The sequence below is a fragment of the Vibrio sp. R12-SG2-ISO1 genome (genome assembly GCF_059834045.1).
Genome location: NZ_JCBDGO010000015.1, coordinates 195,383 through 212,507, shown reverse-complemented (window position 1 = coordinate 212,507; position 17,125 = coordinate 195,383). Strand labels below are relative to the sequence as shown.

Annotated in this window: 16 protein-coding genes; 11 read left to right on the top strand and 5 right to left on the bottom strand. The window is 49.4% G+C overall.

The genetic code is table 11. From position 1 onward, the window contains the following. The first annotated feature begins 5 nt into the window (after nucleotides 1–5). Genes AC6R10_RS11435 through AC6R10_RS11415 form a run of 5 tightly spaced genes read left to right on the top strand, consistent with a single transcriptional unit; the run spans nucleotide 6 to nucleotide 4,200 of the window. Nucleotides 6–1,352: a MotA/TolQ/ExbB proton channel family protein gene (locus AC6R10_RS11435; protein ID WP_500672330.1), complete on the top strand. Its 1,347-nt coding sequence runs from the start codon at nucleotides 6–8 to the stop codon at nucleotides 1,350–1,352. Next, nucleotides 1,352–1,900: a MotA/TolQ/ExbB proton channel family protein gene (locus tag AC6R10_RS11430; protein ID WP_500672290.1), complete on the top strand. Its 549-nt coding sequence runs from the start codon at nucleotides 1,352–1,354 to the stop codon at nucleotides 1,898–1,900. Before AC6R10_RS11435 ends, AC6R10_RS11430 begins: the two co-directional genes overlap by 1 nt. Nucleotides 1,901–1,908: 8 nt before the next feature. Continuing rightward, on the top strand, nucleotides 1,909–2,313 hold the full coding sequence (locus AC6R10_RS11425; RefSeq protein WP_334553579.1) for an ExbD/TolR family protein: 405 nt from the start codon (nucleotides 1,909–1,911) through the stop codon (nucleotides 2,311–2,313). 43 nt (nucleotides 2,314–2,356) lie between these two features. Further along, complete coding sequence (locus tag AC6R10_RS11420) at nucleotides 2,357–2,983, top strand: energy transducer TonB (RefSeq protein ID WP_334553580.1); 627 nt, start codon at nucleotides 2,357–2,359, stop codon at nucleotides 2,981–2,983. Continuing rightward, complete coding sequence (locus AC6R10_RS11415; protein ID WP_500672289.1) at nucleotides 2,983–4,200, top strand: tetratricopeptide repeat protein; 1,218 nt, start codon at nucleotides 2,983–2,985, stop codon at nucleotides 4,198–4,200. The genes AC6R10_RS11420 and AC6R10_RS11415 overlap by 1 nt, the downstream gene beginning before the upstream one ends. On the opposite strand, the gene AC6R10_RS11410 is transcribed toward AC6R10_RS11415, so the two are convergent. Further along, nucleotides 4,181–4,861: an HAD family hydrolase gene (locus AC6R10_RS11410; RefSeq protein WP_500672288.1), complete on the bottom strand. Its 681-nt coding sequence runs from the start codon at nucleotides 4,859–4,861 to the stop codon at nucleotides 4,181–4,183. The two genes, AC6R10_RS11415 and AC6R10_RS11410, sit on opposite strands and share 20 nt — an antisense overlap. Before the next feature lie 465 nt (nucleotides 4,862–5,326). Between AC6R10_RS11410 and AC6R10_RS11405 the strand changes: the two genes are divergently transcribed. The 3 genes from AC6R10_RS11405 (at nucleotide 5,327) to AC6R10_RS11395 (ending at nucleotide 9,090) form a co-directional block, all read left to right on the top strand. Then, nucleotides 5,327–7,210, top strand: coding sequence for a PTS mannitol transporter subunit IICBA (locus AC6R10_RS11405; RefSeq protein ID WP_500672287.1), 1,884 nt, complete (start codon nucleotides 5,327–5,329; stop codon nucleotides 7,208–7,210). A gap of 141 nt (nucleotides 7,211–7,351) precedes the next feature. Then, nucleotides 7,352–8,503: a mannitol-1-phosphate 5-dehydrogenase gene (locus AC6R10_RS11400; protein ID WP_500629574.1), complete on the top strand. Its 1,152-nt coding sequence runs from the start codon at nucleotides 7,352–7,354 to the stop codon at nucleotides 8,501–8,503. A gap of 50 nt (nucleotides 8,504–8,553) precedes the next feature. After that, nucleotides 8,554–9,090, top strand: a complete 537-nt coding sequence (locus AC6R10_RS11395) for an MltR family transcriptional regulator (protein ID WP_487902172.1) — start codon at nucleotides 8,554–8,556, stop codon at nucleotides 9,088–9,090. Nucleotides 9,091–9,258: 168 nt separating this feature from the next. Here AC6R10_RS11395 and nagB read toward each other — a convergent pair whose 3' ends face one another. The 4 genes from nagB to ispB form a co-directional block, all read right to left on the bottom strand. After that, nucleotides 9,259–10,059: a glucosamine-6-phosphate deaminase gene (gene nagB / locus AC6R10_RS11390; RefSeq protein WP_334553589.1), complete on the bottom strand. Its 801-nt coding sequence runs from the start codon at nucleotides 10,057–10,059 to the stop codon at nucleotides 9,259–9,261. A gap of 321 nt (nucleotides 10,060–10,380) precedes the next feature. Continuing rightward, nucleotides 10,381–11,442: a TRAP transporter substrate-binding protein gene (locus tag AC6R10_RS11385; protein ID WP_334554112.1), complete on the bottom strand. Its 1,062-nt coding sequence runs from the start codon at nucleotides 11,440–11,442 to the stop codon at nucleotides 10,381–10,383. A gap of 330 nt (nucleotides 11,443–11,772) precedes the next feature. Beyond that, nucleotides 11,773–13,536, bottom strand: a complete 1,764-nt coding sequence (locus AC6R10_RS11380) for a bifunctional lysophospholipid acyltransferase family protein/GNAT family N-acetyltransferase (protein WP_500672286.1) — start codon at nucleotides 13,534–13,536, stop codon at nucleotides 11,773–11,775. 180 nt (nucleotides 13,537–13,716) lie between these two features. Beyond that, nucleotides 13,717–14,688, bottom strand: coding sequence for an octaprenyl diphosphate synthase (gene ispB / locus AC6R10_RS11375; RefSeq protein ID WP_500672285.1), 972 nt, complete (start codon nucleotides 14,686–14,688; stop codon nucleotides 13,717–13,719). A 269-nt stretch (nucleotides 14,689–14,957) separates the two neighbouring features. Here ispB and rplU point away from each other — a divergent pair, with 269 nt between their 5' ends. From rplU to cgtA, 3 genes are all read left to right on the top strand, one after another. Next, entirely contained in the window at nucleotides 14,958–15,269 is a 312-nt protein-coding gene (rplU, locus tag AC6R10_RS11370; protein ID WP_000271393.1) for a 50S ribosomal protein L21, read from the top strand. Nucleotides 15,270–15,289: 20 nt separating this feature from the next. Beyond that, the gene (rpmA, locus tag AC6R10_RS11365) at nucleotides 15,290–15,547 is read left to right on the top strand and encodes a 50S ribosomal protein L27 (protein ID WP_004409945.1); all 258 of its coding nucleotides are present in this window, start codon (nucleotides 15,290–15,292) and stop codon (nucleotides 15,545–15,547) included. A gap of 250 nt (nucleotides 15,548–15,797) precedes the next feature. Further along, nucleotides 15,798–16,970 (top strand): Obg family GTPase CgtA, encoded by a 1,173-nt coding sequence (gene cgtA / locus AC6R10_RS11360; protein WP_500631453.1) that lies wholly within the window; start codon nucleotides 15,798–15,800, stop codon nucleotides 16,968–16,970. The last annotated feature ends 155 nt before the right edge of the window (nucleotides 16,971–17,125 follow it).

The following is a 17,125-nucleotide window of genomic DNA, read 5'->3' as shown; positions in this document are numbered from 1 at the left end:
GAGGGATGACTTGGCTAGCGGCGAGCGTGATCGCCGTTTCACTGTCTACGGTCTCGCTGTCCGTTGTTGCTTCGGATGCTGCCTTACTGAAAGAGACGCAACAAGCGAAAGTTGAACAAGCGAAGCACAATCAAGCGCGCGAAGGGGAGTTTAAGCAGCGTGAACAGGCGTTGCAGGCCGAGCTTGATAAGCTCAACACGCAGCTTGCCTCTCTCAAGCAAGAAAACGAACAGCTGTCAGAGACCTTTCAGCAAAACGAAGCCGTACTGGCCGAAAAAGAGCAAGCCTTACATCTGGCGACGGGCAGCTTAGGTGAGCTGTTTGGCGTGGTGCGCCAAGCAGCAAAAGATCTCGACCTTGAACAAGCCGGCTCTGTCGCGACCCTAGGTCACGCTGATCACCGAGCGGTGGTAGAAGAGATTGTGGCTGCAAGACAGCTGCCAGCGAAGAGGCAGCTCTACGGCCTGTGGCAGGCGTTTACACAGCAAATCCAGGCCAGTGCTGAGGCGCAAACGCTCAACGTTGATGTCATCAACGGACAAGGTGAAACCGAGACAAAATCGGTGCTGCGTTTGGGTAGTTTTGCCTTAGCGGGTGAACAAGGTTACTTAGATTGGAGTGGTCAGCGCCAGCGCGCTACCGTGTACGCTCAGCAGCCACAGGGTGCACTGACTCTAAGCTCTGATGTCACAAGAGGGCTACCGATCGTTGCACTGGATGCCTCACGTGGCGCGCTGCTCGAACAGCTGGGAATGGCGCCGACTTTGCTCGATCGCATTGAGCACGGCGGTATCGTTGGCAAAGTGATCATCGCGCTACTGCTGGTGGGCATGGCGATTGGTCTGGTTCGCGGCGCAGCGTTACTGAGCGCGAAAGCAAAAATTGCCAAGCAGCTTAAACACACCGACTCGCCGCAAGATGACAATGCACTTGGGCGTATTTTGAATGTTTATCGTCAAGATAGCAGCCCGAATGTTGAGGCGTTGGAGCTGCGCTTGCTCGAAGCAGTGATGGACGAACAGCAGCACCTAGAACGCGGTTTATCGATGATCAAACTGCTGGCGGCGCTCGCTCCAATGCTTGGCTTGTTGGGTACGGTGACCGGGATGATTGATACTTTCCAAACCATTACTCAATTTGGCAACGCCGATCCGCGTGTCATGGCTGGCGGGATCTCAATGGCACTGATCACCACCGTATTAGGTCTGATTGCTGCGATGCCTCTGCTCCTGATTCACAATATCCTCGCCTCGAAAGCGGAAGCGATTCGCACCATTATCGAGAAGCAGGGTATTGGCTTGGTGGCTGAGCGCGCCGAGCAAGCAACCCGCCTTGTGAAGGATGCCGCGTAATGGAATGGCTGTCTCTACTCGATCTCGGGGGGAGCACGCTTGGCAGCACCATCAACGAGTTTATGTATCGTGGTGGTCCACTGCTTTGGTGGTTAGCGGGCGTGTTGGCGCTGTTTTGGTTACTGGCGATTGAGCGATTGGTGTACCTTTTTTGGCTGTTCCCCAAAGCACAACATCACTGGGTCGCCAAGTGGCAACTGCGTGACGATCGCCACTCTTGGTATGCGCTCGCTCAGCGCAGCGCTTGGTTGGCCGAAGCGAAGTTGGCGCTTGAACAACACTTGTCGTTGATGAAAGTGCTGGTGGCGCTTTTCCCTATGCTGGGGCTACTCGGCACGGTGACGGGAATGATCTCCGTGTTTGATGTGATGGCCGGGCAGGGCAGTGCGCAGCCGCGCTTGATGGCTGCGGGGATCTCGATGGCGACGTTGCCAACGATGGCGGGCATGGTCGCCGCATTAGTCGGCATGTTTGCCCACGCACGCCTCGCTAAGTGGAGCGAAACGCGTCACCTTCACCTCGAACGCTTAATGCGTATGACTAAATAGGAATGACCATGAGACTAGGTCGATACAAAAAACCGTCAGACGATGCCCAAGTGGACATGACCTCGATGCTCGACATCGTGTTTATCATGCTGATCTTCTTTATCGTCACCAGCTCGTTTGTGCGAGAGTCGGGCGTGGAAGTGAACCGCCCAACGGCGGCGAATGCCACTAGCCAAAAAGACGCGGGCATTTTTATTGCCATTACCGCCAACAACGAGGTCTACATCGATAAGCGATTGGTCGATGTAGAGCGAGTGCAAGCGACACTCGAAAATGTGCTGCTTGAACAACCGGATGCCTCCTTGGTCATTCAAGCCGATGCCTTTGCGTTCAATGGCACCGTGGTGCAAGTGATGGATGGCGCCAAAGGGGCGGGCATTGAGAAGATCGCATTGGCCACCGAGCAGAAATAGCCGGAAGAAGGAAGGGTATCCGTATGCTAGGACGTAAATCACGATGCTAAAACGATGGCTGATTGCCACCCCATTGGCCCTATTAGTGACGCTCTCTCTCTTTGCGTTTATGGCGTGGCTGGTGGACGCGGGAAAATCGCCGATGCCAGAGCCGCAGTCGGCGCTGCGCTTTGATGTCGTGCAAGTGGAAAACGAGCGTGCGGCGGCGCGCAGAGCAAGACAATTACCTGAGCCACCCAAAGCGCCGACCTTAGCCCCGCAAGTGGAGCGCTTGACGACCCAAATGGCCGCGCAGCAAATTCAGACCACGGCGCTACCCAATTTGCCTAACGTCAATCTGAGTACGTCAGTAACGGGAATGGCAATGGCAACGCCAGGGCCGATTCAACTTGCGCAAAACCAACAGCTCATGCCACTGCATCGTATTGAACCACGTTACCCCTCGCGGGCATTGAAACGAAAAATTGAAGGCTATGTAGTGATGCGATTTGCCATTGATGAAACCGGTCGGCCCGATGCGATTGAGGTGGTGGAAGGTTCGCCTCGCGGCGTATTTGATCGTGAAGCGATGCGCGCATTGCGTCAGTGGAAGTATCAACCTTTGATCGTCGCAGGCAAAGCGACCAGACAGGAAGGGCAAACCGTGAAATTAGAGTTTAGGTTGCAATAATGACAAAGGTTACAGCATGGATACGCCGTCTTTTGGCATGGTCAGTGTTGATGGGCTTGATGAGCGTCCCGCAGGCGCAGGCGCAAGAGCTATCACGCAGCGTTGCGATGCGAGTCCATCAAGCGTTTGAGTTGTCTCAGCAAGAAAAAACAGCTGAGGCGGTGACCATCTTAGAAGGTATCGACGCCGTAAAAGCATACGATCAAGCCTACGTGGCGCGTATGTTGGGTATTTTGTATTGGCAACAAGCGCAACCTCAGCGATCGCAAGTTGCGCTGGAAAATGCGTTGTCCACTGGTGCTTTGCCGATTGAACAGGCGATTGAAACCGAGCGCATGCTGGCCGATATTTTGTTATCGACTGGGGAGCCGGCAAAAGCACTCAGACACTATCAAAGTGTGCTGGATAAACAATCCGATGTGAGTCGCTCGCAAGCTGAAAAAATGTATACCACGGAATTTGTCACTCAACTGTGGCTGCGGGTCGCTCAGTCCAATTACCAGCTGCAAGATTGGCAAGCGGTACTGTCGAGTATCAAGCATTATCAAGCGCTAGATAAAAAGGCGGATGTCTCTTTGCTGAGCATGAAGCTCGGTGCTCAAGTGGCGCTGAGTCACTGGAAAGGAGCGGTGAGTACCACAGAGCAACTGCGCGCTTTGGAGTCCGATAACGAACTGTGGTGGAAGCAATTGACCAGCTTGCATCTTCGTTTGAAACACTACCCTGAGGCGTTGGCGACGCTCAAACAGAGAGAGCGAAAAGGCTTTGCTTTATCCTCCAGTGAGTATCAAACCTTAGCAGGGCTTTACGCCTCACAAGGCGCTCCAGAACTTGCTGCGAAGGTTTACGCCGAGCATCTGCTTGAACAAGAAGATGCAGAGAGCTACGCCACCTTAGCCCGCTACTGGCAAGTCGCGAAGGAGTGGCAATACGCACTAGAGGCCTGGCAACACGCCTCGCGCCTCAGTGCAGATCATCATTGGTCGTATGCGCAATTGCTGATGCAGCAGAAGCAGTATCAAGCGGCGCTGAATGTACTGGCCAGCATGCCGAGCAGTCAGCGTGTGGAATTGGCCAAGACGCAAGCCTTCTACCGATTGGATGAGCATGAAAAAGCCCTAGAAAGTGCGCAAAAGGCTCATCAACTGAAGGCCGATGAAACAACGCTGACCTGGGTACGATTCTTGACTCAGTCGCTTAACAAGGCGTCGTCGTAGGGATCAACGCGATCACCTCAGTTAAAGAATCGACCAGTGCCACTTTCTCGATAAGTGGTGGTTCTGGTGGCAGCAAATCGGGCACCATGATGACTGAACAACCGGCTGCCAAGGCCGATTTCACGCCGTTATTGGAGTCTTCTAACGCTAGACATTGTGACGGTTTGAGGTTGAGTTGCTGGCACGCCATTAAGTAGCCATCTGGCGCGGGCTTGCCTTGACTCACTTCATCAGAGGTGATCAGGCACTCAAACTGTTCGAGGACCTCGCGGCCAGCAAAATTTCTTAGCACCTCTTTTCGACCGGATGAGGTCACGATCGCTGCTCTCACACCGTTCTGTTTAAGGTGGCGCATCAGCGTCTCAAAGCCTTTTTTGTAGTCAATGCCTAGTGCGCTGCGCTCAGCAAAGTCCTGATCTCGGCAGCGTATAAATCGCTGGAGATCAAACTCAGCACCAAAATGGTGCTGCAAGCGACGCTCACACTCGCCATCTTGTACGCCGATGAACCCCTGATAAAACTCGTCACACAAATCGAAACCTTGTTCTTCTGCCGCCCGTTGCCAACTTTTCTTATAGAGCGACTCTGTATCAAAGATCAGCCCATCCATATCAAACAATACCGCTTTCATTGTCTTTTCTCCGTCACTTCTCTTCGTCATCAATTCTCTTGGCCATTGTGCGTCACCATCCTAACCAATTTTACGATGAAATTTTGATGAATCTTATTTTGTAATTTAATTACACATTCACACCTCTTATCGATATTTGATGAATAATTGAACCAAAGTCGCGCAGAGAGTGAACTAAAGTAGTGCTTAAAAATCGGGTAAATAATCAAAATGAGATCTTTGTCACTAACTATTTTGAGTGTGTGGATTGTATTTTTGTGATCTAAATCTCTAGTTATTGATAATCATTATCGAAAAAATGGCTTTGTAATTTACTGACAGTGATTAAATGTGATTTAGGTCACTACAAAAAAGATATGTTAATGCTTTGTGTGTGATTTGGGTCACTAAATTGTGGGTGGGAGTGCCTTTTGGAAATGTTGTGATACATTTTAATCGACTTTTGAATAAACATTTTGGGCCATTTGGCCAACCAATACAAACTGAGGTCTCCCTATGTTATCACCAGAAGCTAAGATCAAAGTCCAAAACTTTGGTCGTTTTCTATCCAACATGGTAATGCCAAACATCGGTGCATTTATTGCCTGGGGTTTCATTACTGCACTTTTCATTCCAACCGGTTGGTTGCCAAACGAAACATTGGCATCACTGGTTGGCCCAATGATCAAATTCCTATTGCCACTGCTGATCGGTTACACCGGCGGTAAAATGGTGGGCGGCGACCGCGGTGCGGTTGTGGGTGCCATCACGACAATGGGTGTGATTGTCGGTACTGATATTCCTATGTTCATGGGCGCGATGATTGTCGGTCCACTTGGTGGCTACGCTATCAAGAAATTCGATGAGTCGGTTCACGGTAAAGTGAAAAGCGGCTTTGAAATGCTAGTGAACAACTTCTCTGCCGGTATCATCGGTATGATCCTCGCTATCCTAGCATTCTTCATCATTGGCCCTGCGGTAAAAGTTCTGTCTAGCGCATTGGCAGCGGGCGTAAACGTGATGGTAGAAACAGGCGCATTGCCACTCGCTTCTATCTTCGTTGAGCCAGCGAAAATCCTCTTCCTTAACAACGCGATTAACCACGGTATCTTCTCGCCACTGGGTATCCAGCAGTCTGAAGAACTTGGCCGCTCAATCTTCTTCCTAATTGAAGCGAACCCAGGTCCTGGTCTAGGTCTTCTATTGGCTTACATGGCGTTTGGTAAAGGTAACGCGAAGCAGTCGGCAGCGGGTGCGTCAATCATCCACTTCCTAGGCGGTATCCACGAAATCTACTTCCCATACGTGTTGATGAACCCTCGTCTTATCCTTGCGGTTATTGCCGGTGGTATGACAGGCGTATTCACTAACGTGATGTTCGATTCTGGTCTTATTTCTCCAGCGTCTCCTGGTTCAATCTTTGCGGTACTACTGATGACGCCTAAAGGCTCATACGTGGGTGTGGTTCTATCTGTGATTGCATCCGCCGCTGTGTCGTTCCTTGTGGCTTCTATCCTAATGAAAACTTCAAAAGCGACCGACGAAGACGAGTCTCTAGAGAAAGCTTCTGCCGCTATGCACGACATGAAAGCAGCATCTAAAGGTCAAACCGCTGCAGTTTCTGTGGACCCAGCAGCAGTGAAAGCGATTTACGTTGCCTGTGATGCGGGTATGGGCTCAAGTGCGATGGGCGCCGGTCTTCTACGTAAGAAAGTGCAAGCGGCTGGTCTGGATATTGAAGTCTCGAACTTGGCTATCAACAACCTGCCGAGTGACTCGCAAATTGTGGTGACCCACAAAGATTTGACAGACCGTGCTCGTACTCACGCTACTGGCGCAATGCACATCTCTCTAAGTAACTTCTTAGATGGCACTGTGTACGACAACCTTGTTGCTCAGCTAGTTGAAGCAAGGAGTGGCGCTGTAAAAAAGCCTGAGGCGCCTGCAGCGACCGAGGAAAAGGAACAGACGTTGACGCTCACTAGCGACAGTGTATTCCTCGGATTAAAAGCCAACTCTAAGGAAGAGGCGATTAAGTTTGCAGGTGAGCAACTGGTCAAGTTAGGCAACGTTGCACCTGAATATGTTGATGGCATGTTTGCCCGCGAAGAACTCGTGTCTACCTACCTAGGTGAGTCAATTGCGGTGCCACACGGAACCATTGAAGCGAAACAGTACGTCAAGAAAACCGGCATTGTGTTCTGCCAATACCCTGAAGGCATTCAGTGGGGTGAAGATGAGGATGACATCGCCAAGATGGTCATCGGCATCGCTGCCCAAGGTGATGAGCACAACATGGTTCTCATGGCTATTACCAATTCACTTGATGACGAAGAGGCCGTTGAGCGTTTACAGAACACAACCAACCCAGAAGATGTTCTGAATATTCTCAATGCATAGCAGTACTTTGTCTAGCTCCTAAGTGAACGAGGCCAGTTCTCCCCCGCTCTGGCCTCCTTTTTAGTCTAGATAGCTGAAGGCTTAGTCGTGTGCTGTTAAGCCGTTAGCTATACAGATTCAACATTTGAAAGGTTAGTGATTATGAAAGCGTTACATTTTGGTGCAGGAAATATCGGTCGTGGTTTCATCGGTAAATTACTCTCAGACGCAGGCATGGAAGTCACATTTGCAGACGTCAACGAAACGGTCGTCTCTGAGTTGCAAAGACGCAACGAATACCCAGTGAAAGTCGTCGGTGAAGAGTGTGTCGTAGAAGTGGTGAAAAACGTCACGGCAGTCAACTCCGCCACCGATGAGGTGATTGGCTGTATCGCCAACGCCGATCTCATCACCACAGCGGTGGGCCCAACCGTACTCAAGATCATTTCTGGCTCGATTGCTAAAGGCATTGAGCAGCGTTTTGCTGCGGGCAACACGTCGCCACTGAACGTTATCGCGGCAGAAAACATGGTGCGTGGTACCACTCAGCTTAAAGAAGCTGTGTATGCGCATCTTAGTGATGAACTCAAAGCGTTCAGTGATGCGCACATTGGTTTTGTCGACTCTGCGGTTGACCGCATCGTGCCGCCAGCAGAAGAGGGCGAAACTGATCCACTGGCCGTCACGGTGGAAACCTTCAGTGAGTGGATTGTGGATCAAACTCAGTTCAACGGACCAATCCCAACCATCCCGGGAATGGAGTGCACAGACAACTTGATGGCGTTTGTCGAACGTAAGCTGTTTACGCTCAACACTGGTCACTTGATCACGGCTTACCTAGGTGTACTGGCGGGTCATGAGACCATCAAAGACTCGATTGAAGATCCCGCGATTCGCCAAGAAGTGAAAGCGGCGATGGAAGAAAGCGGGGCAGTACTGATTCAGCGCTACGGTTTTGATCCTAAAGCCCACGCAGCCTACATTGAGAAAATCTTAGGTCGTTTCGCCAACCCGTACTTGCGTGATGAAGTGGACCGCGTCGGTCGCCAGCCTATTCGTAAGCTCAGCCCGCAAGATCGTTTGATCAAGCCACTCAATGGCACCTTGGAGTATGGGTTGCCAAACGCGCATTTGATCAAAGGGATTGCTGCGGCCTTCCATTACAAGAATGACGATGACCCACAAGCGGTTGAATTGCAGAGCATGTTCGCAGAAAAAGGATTTGCCGAGACGCTAGCCCACTATTCAGAGCTGAATATTGACTCAGAAGTTGTTAAACTAGCCGAACAAGCGTATAACGCAATCAATGAATGATGGAACACCAAAGTGCCACTGATGTGGCACTTTCTCCTTTTGAAGAAGCCATGCCAATACACTCGAGTCATGAAGTTGAACTCTTAGAAGAGCTAGCAGAATCAGCCAATGCCGCTGAGTGTCTGCTATGTGCTTATGATGTATTGGAAGACATGCTCGATGCCTTGTTAAAAAGTATTTTCCACAAAGACGATTACGCAGTGAAATTCGTCGTCGACCCATTACTGACCAGTGATGGGCCATTAGGGGAAATACTGGTGCGCATCAAGTTACTGCTCGGGCTTGGGGTGATCAGTAAACAAACCTATGACGACATCGAAGTGTTTGTCACCCTAAAAGAGTGGGTTAAGGTTCAAGAGGGGAAAGTGGACTTCTGGGACCAAGATATCGTGTTTGAGCTCAACCGAGTGAACGCGATACAGAAAATCATGCCTATCGATTATTCACCTGAGTTGGTCGAGGGATTAAATGACGAAATGAAAGCCATGTTTTTAGACCGTCATTTCCAAAAAGTGCGTTCCACCATAGTGTTGGCCGTGAACGACATCCATCAGCAGCTCGCAAGAGAAAACGCGCTGACCTCCTAGTGATTTTCTTTATCAGTTCTATTGACGCTATCTTTAGATAGCGTTTTTCGTCATCTATGTTAGATAGTCATTCTAGACCATTATTTTAGGCAATTTCCTTAGCCAACTATATCAGACAATAAAAAAGCCACCGAAGTGGCTTTTTTATTTCGTGCTAGCGAAAACGTCTCACAGACCTTTGATGTTTTCCGCTTCCAGTTCAGAGAAGTATTTCACTGTCTTCACTTTAAGCTCTTGCTGCGCAGGCTCATCCGCAACGATGATTGCTTTGCGGTGCATTTGCAGTGCAGTGACTGTCCACATGTGGTTTACGCTGCCTTCAATCGCCATTTGCAGTGCCAAGGCTTTGTTGTGACCAAGCGAGAGAATCATCACTTCTTCGGCGTCCAGTAGCGTCGCGACACCAATCGTTAACGCAAATTTTGGCACTTGGTTGATGTCGTTATCAAAGAAACGAGAGTTTGCGATACGCGTGTCTTCGGTCAATGTTTTGATACGAGTACGTGATGAGAGTGATGAGCCTGGCTCGTTAAACGCGATGTGACCATCAATGCCAACGCCACCCATGAATAGGTTGATCTTGCCGTAAGAGCGGATCTTGTCTTCGTAAGCCGCGCAGTGTGCATCGATGTCGTCCGCTAGGCCATCAAGCAGGTTGATGTTCTCTTCCTGAATATCAACATGGTTGAAGAAGTTGTTGTACATGAAAGAGCGGTATGACTCTGGGTGATTTGGGTCGATGCCCACGTACTCATCCATGTTGAACGTGACGACGTGTTTAAAGCTGACTTCACCGGCTTGGTATAGCTCGATCAGTGCTTTGTATGTCGACAGTGGCGTACCGCCAGTGGGTAGACCTAAAACAAATGGGCGTTCTGCCGTCGGTTTGAAGGCGTTGATTTTCTTCGCGATATGACGTGCAGCCCATTTGCCGACTTGTTCTGCATTTTTTAGGGGAATCAGTCTCATTGGTCTTTATCCTGTTTCAAGTGCTCGATTGGATTTCTTAATTTGCATTGTAAAATAAGGCGTGAGATTTCGCCACTATTTTTGTGGAATAAATGATCTTTCGTCACGAATTAGGCCATCAATGGCTTCTATGACTCTATTCTCTACATCAATAGTGACAGTTTTTTTATAAAGCGAGAAAAGGAGTGTGAAGGAATGATGGAGTTGATCATCGAGCGACTAAAAACGCCGCCCGAAGGCGGCGATAGTGATTGAAGACGTCACTTTGAAAGCAATGCTTTTTGACAGCCATATTTTTTGACAGGAATAACCGTACAGCGCTTAAGGCGTCGTCTCAAGATAGGCTTTGGTCGAGATGTCGGTCCAAGCGCGCACTTTAGTGAGGTACTCGCGTTGTGATGTGATGATCTCTTGTGCCAATGCGTCTTTTTCTGCTTGCTCTTGCAGCAAGGCTTCTGTGGCGCTATGCAGCGCTGACAATACTTGCGGCGGGAAGTCACGTACTTTGATGTCTGGGAACTCTTGGCTCATGCTTGCCCAACTGTTGGCATTAGCGTCAATCGCTTGGGTATACATATCAAAAGCGGCCACTCTAAAGGCGGTTTCTAAGATCACTTGCAGATCCTTTGGCAAGCTGTCCCACACCTTCTTGTTGACTAAGAACTGCGTCTCGGAACCTGGCTCGTGCCACGCGGTGTAGTAATACGGCGCGATTTTTTGAAAGCCCATGCGCAAATCAAAAGCAGGGCCGACCCATTCGAGTGCGTCAATTGTGCCTCTCTCTAGTGAGGTGTAGAGTTCTCCAGGTGCGATGTTGGTTGGAGCGGCGCCGACGCGCGCCATGACTTCACCGGCAAAGCCCGGAATGCGGATTTTCAGCCCTTGCAGATCATCAATGGTGTTGATCTCTTTTTTGAACCAGCCACCCATCTGAATATCGGAGTTACCACCGGGGAAAGAGAGCAAATTGTGCGGCGCGTAGACTTTCTCCATCAACTCCATACCGCCACCGCGATAAAACCACGCGTATTGCTCGGTCGCCATCATGCCAAAAGGCATCGAGGAGAAAAATAGCGTATTGGGTACCTTGCCTTTCCAGTAGTAAGAACTGGAATGGCCTAAATCGTATTGACCGGATTTGACCATATCAAAAATACCCAAAGGCGCTTTGTGCTTATTGGCAGAGTCAATACGGATCTGCAAACGACCATTGGACATCTCTTCAGCTAGTTTGGCCATGTTCTTACTGGCATCACCTAGGATAGGGGTATTGGGCCCCCAAGTTTCGGCAAGTTTAAGTCGGTAGACTTTATCGTCAGCGTGGCTGACGCTAGCAAGCAGAGCGCATACGCTCGCGAGCAACGTGGTCGTCACGCGTTTCATGTTTTTGAGTGAGCGGGGAGTGGATGGCAGCATGTTGAGTTCACGTCCTTTTGTGTTGTTATTAGAATATTGCAATGATTTTTGTCTATTGCTTCAAATTCGCTGTTAGCTTCGAATCTGCGCTATTTTTCGTCAACCATTTTATTGGTGGCATCAAGTAATTGGGCGAGAAGATATTCGGATAGAGAATGAATAAACAGTGAGAAACGAGCTTAGCTGAGCGGCAAGAAGTCAAATTGTCCTAAAACCAGCTGAGCTTTTAGAGTAATGATGCGATCCATAGAAAATGCCATGTGAATCACATGGCATTGAGTTTTTGCTCGATAGGGATCAATCCGCTTGCGGGTGATGATGGTCAAGGTACTGGCTTGCGGCGTCTTGACCCATATAGCGGGCAAGGGTTTTGGTGCCAACGCGGGTTAAATCCACCATGATCAATCCATCCAAAGCGTTGTTGAAATCAGGATCGACATTGAATGAGACCAGCTTGCCATTGAGGTTCAAATATTGGCGCAGCAGAACAGGGACTCCCTTGCCTTCATCAATACGATCAATCACGCGAGAGAGCAGCTGTAAATCCGCCAGCGCGGTTAACATACTGGTGTTCCAGTGGGTGTCTTGTTTCGGCAGCGGGTTGGACGGTGAAACGTACTCAGCCGCTTTCGTGTCGTAGTGGTGAAGTGTCATAGTTTCTGCGAGCAGTTGTCTTGCCTGCTCGCTGTAATCACTACTGATGCTGACGGGGCCAAACAGGTGCGTATAGTGAGGATGGCGAGAAACAAACGTTGCTATGCCCTTCCAGAGCAAGAGTAAAGCGCCCATGCTTTTTTGATACGGCTTATCGATCACTGAGCGGCCCATTTCAATGGCGCAGCCCATCGTATTAATAAAGCGCTCATCATATTCAAACAAAGTACGAGAATAGAGTGCATCAACCCCTTGTTGCTCAATCAGTTTATCGACCAAACCGAGTCGGTAGGCGCCGACCAGGCGTCGTTGTTCCCTGTCCCAAATAAACAGATGTTGGTAGTGACCATCAAACTGATCGATGTCGAGGGCCAAGCCCGTCCCTTCTCCCACCGCGCGAAAGTTCTTTTCACGCAGGCGGCCGATTTCATACAACACAGAGGGAATGTAGTCAGCGCTGGTACAGTAGACGTCGAATTCACCGCTCGATAATAGATGATGTTCGCGCGGCAATTGGTTGAGATCCACTTCAAGATCGCTCGCAGGGAGAGGGCTCGCGATAGGACCGCTGAGATCAATGCCAGGCGCTTTATTGGAGCGAAGCTGAGTGTTTGCCGCTAGCAAATAGGTATTGAGACGCAGATAGTTGACAATTTGAGTATCATTGAGCGAGTGGAGCTCTTTGTACTTGATGGCCGAGCCGATGGAGAGTCGAATCGGGGTGTGTGATTTGTTGAGTAACTCTCGACCCAGCATTAATGTTCGCAGCAGTGGATGTACTTTTCCCGCAAGGTAAAAGCGTTTTGAGTTTTGGCCGTCAATAAAGACGGGCACCGTGGTGGCTTTGGATCTTCGCACTAAGCTAGCGACCGAGCGGCTCCACTCTTTATCTTCTAATTTCTGAGTTTTGCTATCGACCAGCTGTGATACTTCGCCGGCGGGAAAGATCAATAAGATCCCGCCTTGCTCTAGGTGTTGGTGAGCGAGTCTCAGCGCTTTTAAATTGGCTTTGTGCGCCTGTTTGCCTTCAAACACATCCACACCAATAAATAGACGATCCAACTCTGGGACAGTTTTGAGGTACTGATTGGCTAAGATCTGCACGTCTTGGCGGATATGCAGTAGCAACTCTGCGAGGATCACACCTTCGACGCAGCCCAGCGGATGATTAGCGACAACAACCGTCGCGCCGCTGCGCGGAATAGGATCGAGCGAGCCTTTTGCAATCTGGTAGTCGATACCTAGGATAGTTAAGGTGTAGCGAAGAAACTGTTCTGTTGTGGCGTTAGCCGGACGCTTGGCGTAAAACTTATCCAAACGACTGAGGCCCGTGGCCCATTCAGTGAGGTTCTCACCAAGGCCAAATGGCGTTTTGCGCGGCAATCGGAAAGGGCTAGATACGTCCATATCAATCTCGTCTAAACAGGAGTTGATGATGAGCGTAGGTCATTTAGATGTCACTGAAAGGACAGTTTAGTGAGAGTTCGGTGACTGAGCGATGACGGTTTGATGACGAACGATAGGATGGCCATCAGGTAGTGAGCAGGCAGTGAATGCTGCCTGACAAGGAGAGGACGATTTCGCTGTTTAAGCGCTGCGATGCACCGCCATATGAGCAAGTGTTACCAATGCTTCTTTATAAGGCGAGTCAGGCACAAGGGCAAGCTGAGCGATGGCTTTATCGGCTTCTTGATAAGCCAGTTGACGCGTGTACTCCAAAGAGCCGGTTTCATCCATCGCGGCCAGAATCTCGTTGAGCTTCTCCATTCCGTTCGCTTGTTCAATGGCTTCGCGAATCATTGCCGCTTGTTCTGGGTTGCCATTACGCATTGCATAAAGAAGAGGGAGGGTCGGTTTGCCCTCGGCCAGATCGTCACCCACGTTCTTACCCATCTCCTCGCCGTCAGAGGTGTAATCCATCACATCATCAATCAACTGGAATGCGGTGCCGAGATATTTGCCGTAGTTTTGCATCGCGAGCTCAAGTTCGGCGTCAGCGTCGGTAAGAATCGCGCCGATTTGCGTTGCCGCTTCGAATAGGCGTGCCGTCTTCGAATAGATGACCTGCATGTAGCTCTCTTCGGTGGTATCGGGATCGTTACAGTTGATCAACTGCTGCACTTCACCTTCGGAAATCACATTCACCGCGTCACTCATTAGCTCGAGGATCTTTAATGATCCGAGTGCCGTCATCATTTGGAATGAACGGGTATAGATGTAATCACCAACTAAAACGCTGGCGGCATTGCCAAACGCGGCATTCGCGGTGGCTTTACCACGGCGCATGTCAGATTCATCCACGACATCATCGTGCAACAGGGTCGCGGTATGAATAAATTCAATGAAAGCGGCGGCGGTGGTGTGATCCTGACCTTGGTAGCCCAGTGCCCGGGCAGACAACACCGCAAGCAGCGGCCGGATTCGTTTACCGCCACCACTGACGATATAAAACCCGAGTTGGTTGATTAAAGAGACGTCAGAGTTGAGTTGGGCATGAATTGTTTCATTCACTTTTGCCATGTCATCGGCAGTGAGCGCTTGGATAGCTTTAAAATCCATTATACATCCGGCTGAAGGTTAGAACTGGTAAGGTATTCTTATCTGTATTTGTTGGCCAATAATACACTAAAAAACGTTGATTAATACATGCTTAACGGGCATGATTGGCGCACTTTTCATTGGCGATTAGCTTTTCGCCAATTTTTTAAAAATATGGCTTGTCATAGGTGCGAGCTTTCTGTAGAATCTGCGCCCTATTGATGATTAGTTTAGCGCACACCCAAATTGCCCAAAGTGCATAAGGCTGTGCGGAAAAAGCGGAGTAAGATATGTACGCTGTTTTCCAATCTGGTGGTAAACAACACCGTGTAAGCGAAGGTCAAACTCTTCGTTTAGAGAAATTAGACGTTGAAACTGGTGCAACTGTTGAATTTGATAAAGTTCTTCTTGTTGCTAACGGTGAAGACATTAAAGTTGGTGCTCCTCTAGTAGAGGGCGGTAAAGTTGTAGCAGAAGTTGTACAACACGGTCGTGGCGATAAAGTTAAAATCGTTAAGTTCCGTCGTCGTAAGCACTCTCGTAAGCAACAAGGTCACCGTCAGTGGTTCACGGAAGTGAAGATCACTGGTATCAACGCTTAATCGATTAGGAGAGTTTAACAATGGCACACAAAAAAGCTGGTGGTTCTACTCGTAACGGCCGCGATTCAGAAAGCAAACGTCTAGGTGTTAAGCGTTTCGGTGGTGAATCTGTTCTTGCAGGTAACATCATCGTTCGTCAACGTGGTACTAAGTTCCACGCTGGCACCAACGTTGGTATCGGTAAAGACCACACTCTTTTCGCTCTTACTGAAGGTAAAGTGAAATTTGAAGTGAAAGGTCCTAAGAACCGTAAATTTGTAAGCATCGAAGCTGAATAATTTACCTTCTGACTGAATTCAAAAGCCCTGCCGATTCGGCGGGGTTTTTTATTTATGAACCAATACTCAGGCACTCTGTATAAGAGTCCCTCATTATTGGTTCCCCACGGGCGATGTCCTGCTCAGCTGATGAGATCAAGCTGAAGGTGGAATCTGCTAGAATTTATATCATTCAACCTGAGCGGTTGAGATGATGTTGCAACGCAGCGGCGCACTCAGCGAGGTGCGCGGTAAGAGAGCGGAGTAAGAGATGAAATTCGTTGATGAAGCGGTCGTTAAAGTTCAAGCCGGCGACGGCGGTAGTGGTGTCGTCAGTTTTTGGCGCGAAAAATTCGTAACCAAAGGTGGCCCTGATGGTGGTGATGGTGGTGACGGTGGTGATGTTTACATCCTGGCGGACGAGAACCTCAACACCCTAATTGATTACCGTTTTCAGCGCTTCTATGAAGCTGAGCGTGGCGAGAATGGTCGCGGCGGTAACTGTACGGGTAAACGCGGAAAAGACAAAGTGTTGCGCGTGCCTGTTGGTACACGTGCGGTGGATATCCACACCAATGAGATCGTGGCTGAAGTGGCCGAGCATGGCAAAAAAGTCATGGTCGCAAAAGGCGGTTGGCACGGTTTAGGTAACACGCGTTTTAAATCCTCGGTGAACCGTGCGCCACGTCAAAAGACGTTGGGTACGAAAGGTGAAATCCGTGAGCTGCGTTTAGAGCTATTGCTATTGGCCGATGTGGGTATGCTTGGTCTTCCTAACGCAGGTAAATCGACCTTTATTCGCGCCGTTTCTGCGGCGAAGCCGAAAGTGGCGGACTACCCATTCACGACCTTGATCCCAAGCTTGGGTGTGGTCAGTGTTGTCCCAGAGAAAAGCTTTGTTGTCGCCGACATCCCTGGCCTTATCGAAGGCGCGGCTGACGGTGCCGGTCTTGGTATTCGATTCTTGAAGCACCTTGAGCGTTGTCGCGTGTTGCTGCATATGATCGATATCATGCCGATTGATCAATCGGATCCAGTGCAAAATGCGCTGACGATCATTGATGAGCTTGAGCAGTACAGCGAGAAGCTTGCGGATAAGCCTCGCTGGTTGGTCTTCAATAAAGTGGATCTGATGCCAGAAGAAGAAGCCAATGAAGTGATTCAAGCCATCCTTGATGCACTGGGTTGGGAAGACGAGTACTTCAAAATCTCTGCCATCAACCGACAAGGTACTAAGGAACTGTGCTACAAGCTGGCTGACTTTATGGAATCTCTACCACGCGAAGAGGAAGAGATCTCTGAAGAAGAGAAGGTCAACTTCATGTGGGATGATTACCACAAAGATGCCATGTCAGGTAAAGACGTCATCACTGAAGATGAAGACGACTGGGATGATTGGGACGACGAAGAAGACGACGGTCACGTGGTCTACGTCCGCGATTAATTAAACCTTTATAAACAGCCGCAATCACATATTGCGGCTGTTTTTTTATCTACATCAATACGTATAGTGTGTGTGAGTTGCACAATAGGGCACTTTTTTGATCAATATTTCTTGATCAATATACGCAGCCTTTGGCTGTGACTTCTCTCTAATGG